At 69.3% G+C, this 2,624-nt stretch carries 3 protein-coding genes; 2 read left to right on the top strand and 1 reads right to left on the bottom strand.

The features are described from left to right. Positions 1-268 precede the first annotated feature (268 nt). Together aroF and ABJK26_RS08110 are read left to right on the top strand one after the other, a co-directional pair. A complete protein-coding gene (gene aroF, locus ABJK26_RS08115) occupies positions 269-1,303 on the top strand; it encodes a 3-deoxy-7-phosphoheptulonate synthase (protein ID WP_347241778.1) in 1,035 nt (344 codons plus the stop codon). Beyond that, entirely contained in the window at positions 1,300-2,379 is a 1,080-nt protein-coding gene (locus ABJK26_RS08110) for a prephenate dehydrogenase/arogenate dehydrogenase family protein (protein ID WP_347241777.1), read from the top strand. Before aroF ends, ABJK26_RS08110 begins: the two co-directional genes overlap by 4 nt. Here ABJK26_RS08110 and ABJK26_RS08105 read toward each other — a convergent pair. Beyond that, positions 2,364-2,624: GGDEF domain-containing protein (locus ABJK26_RS08105; RefSeq protein ID WP_347241776.1), on the bottom strand; the 261-nt coding region annotated here is incomplete at its 5' end. The genes ABJK26_RS08110 and ABJK26_RS08105 overlap by 16 nt on opposite strands.

Below are 2,624 nucleotides of genomic sequence, written 5' to 3'. Positions count from 1 at the left end.
AAAGGGGGGTAGTGGGCGGCATACCTTACTTACCCCCCCTCTTCTCTTCCCTTGTTAAGGCCCAGCCCTCAAAGTGATGAGAGCTCAGAGTCTGAGGTGCTTGACGAACGGGACCCCTATGGCCTAAGCTCATGGCAACTATGCGGACCCTAGGGCGTCGGTTCGGCTTCTATTATCCCGCCGGGGGCGCCCTGCGTTCCGTGTAGGTGTTCACCGCACCAAGGGCGCCCCCCAAAAGGGGGCGCCCGAAGTTTTTAGGAGGGAAGCCATGCTGATCGTGATGAAGCGGGGGTACATGGAGGAGGAGCTTCAGGCGGTGATCCGGGAGATTGAGAAGGTGGGCTACCGGCCCCACCTCTCCCGGGGCGTGGAGACCACCCTGGTGGGGGCCATCGGCCGGGGGCCCACCCCGGAGCTCATGGAGCACTTCCGGGCCCTGCCGGGGGTGGCGGAGGTCATCCCCATCTCCAAGCCCTGGAAGCTGGCAAGCCTCGAGGTCCAGCCCTTCCCCACCGTCTTGGAGTTCCCCACGGGCAAAACCGGGGGCGGCCACGTGATGGTGGCGGCGGGCCCCTGCGGGGTGGAGTCCCGGGATCAGACCCTCAAGGCCGCCCGCTACGTGAAGGCCCACGGGGCCCACATGCTCCGGGGAGGAGCCTTCAAACCCCGCACGAGCCCTTACGCCTTCCAGGGCCTGGGCGTGGAGGGCCTAAAGATCCTCGCCGAGGCCAAGAGGGAGACGGGCCTCCCCATCGTCACCGAGGTCCTCTCCCCGGACCAGGTGGAGCTCGTGGCCGAGCACGCCGACGTCCTCCAGATCGGGGCCAGGAACGCCCAGAACTTCGCCCTCCTCCAGGCGGTGGGAGAGGCGGGCAAGCCCGTCCTCCTCAAGCGGGGGATGAGCATGACCCTGGAGGAGTTCCTCATGAGCGCGGAGTACGTCCTCTCCCGGGGCAACATGCGGGTGATCCTCGTGGAGCGGGGCATCCGCACCTTTGAGAAGGCCACCCGCTTCACCCTGGACGTGGCCGCCGTGCCCGTGCTGAAGAGCTGGACCCACCTCCCCGTCTGGATAGACCCCTCCCACCCGGCGGGCAAAAGGGACTGGGTCATCCCCCTGGCCCTGGCGGGGCTCGCCGCGGGGGCGGACGGCCTCATCGTGGAGACCCACCCCGAGCCGGAAAAGGCCCTCTCCGACGCCGCCCAGCAGCTCCACGAGGAGGAGTTCGCTGAGCTCATGGAAAAGGCGCGCCGCCTGGTGGCCGCCCTGGACAGGACCCTTTCCGCCCCCGTCCTAGGATGAGGCCTCTCTTCGGCAAAGTGGGGATCTTCGGCGTGGGCCTTTTGGGCGGGAGCGTGGCCCTGGGGCTCAAGGAGCGCTTCCTCGCCGAGGAGGTCCACGCCTACGACCAAGACCCCAGCGCCCTGGAGAAGGCCCTTTTTCTGGGCGTGGCCGACCGGGTGCACACCGAGCCCGGCCCCTGGGTGGGGGAGCTTTCCCTGGGAATCCTCGCGGCCCCCGTGGGGGCCCTCTCCACCCTGGGGAAGGCCCTCGCCCCCTTGGCCCATCCGGAAAGCCTCTGGACCGACGTGGGGAGCGTCAAGGGGAAGGTGGTGGCCCTCCTGGAAGGCCTCCTCCCCCACTACCTGGGGGGGCACCCCATGGCGGGAAGCGAACGGGCCGGGGTGGAGAACGCCCACGCCGGGCTTCTAGAGAACGCCGTCTGGGTCCTCACCCCCACGGAAAGGACGAGCCCCAAGGCCCGGGAGGGGGTGCGGAGGCTCGTGGAGGCCCTGGGGGCCTACCCCCTGGAGATGCCCCCGGGGCGCCACGACGAGCTCGTGGCCCGGGTCTCCCACCTCCCCTACCTCCTCGCCGTGGCCCTGAACCGCATGGTGGCCCGAAGCCCCCACCGGGACCTCCTCATGTTCCTGGCGGCGGGGGGCTTCCGCGACCTCACCCGGGTGGCCTCCGGGTCCCCCAGGATGAGCCGGGACATGGTGGTGGAGAACAGGGAAGCCCTGAAAGAGGCCATAGAGGAACTCAGGGGGGTCCTTCTTGAGTTAGAAGGCCTGCTGGACGACCCCGAAGCGCTCTTTCGGGCGGCGGAGGAGGCCAAGCGCACCCGGGACAGCCTCCCCATCGTGCGCCGGAGCCTCCTCCCCGAGATGCACGACCTGGTGGTCCAGGTGCCGGACCGGCCCGGGGAGATCGCCAGGATCGCCACCGCCCTCGGCGAGGCCGGGGTGAACATCAAGGACATAGAGGTCCTCACCATCCGGGAGGCGGCGGGGGCCCTTCGGCTTTCCTTCGCCACCCGTGAGGAAAAGGAACGGGCAAGGGCGGTGCTCCAGGGGGCGGGCTATCGGCTTCCCTGAGCCTCCTCCGTGTCGCGCGCCACGCGGTTCTTTCCCCAGGACTTGGCCTTGTAGAGGGCCCGGTCCGCCCGCCGGAAGAGGTCCTCCAGATCCCCTCGGTAGTCGGCCACCCCGAAGCTCGCCGCGATGCCTGTGGAGGCCAACGCCTCCCTGATGCGCTCCGCGAGGCGCTCTGCCCGCAAGGGGTCGGTTTCGGGGAGGAGGAGGGCGAACTCCTCCCCACCCCAGCGGCCCGCCAGATCCCC

The sequence above is a fragment of the Thermus sp. genome, from assembly GCF_039793865.1.
GTDB lineage: Bacteria > Deinococcota > Deinococci > Deinococcales > Thermaceae > Thermus.
This window is presented reverse-complemented; position numbering and strand designations above follow the sequence as displayed.

Bases quoted from the DNA above. Each gene is read 5' to 3' on its own strand.
- aroF (WP_347241778.1), top strand. From the start codon at position 269: ATGCTGATCGTGATGAAGCGGGGGTACATGGAGGAGGAGCTTCAGGCG.
- ABJK26_RS08110 (WP_347241777.1), top strand. From the start codon at position 1,300: ATGAGGCCTCTCTTCGGCAAAGTGGGGATCTTCGGCGTGGGCCTTTTG.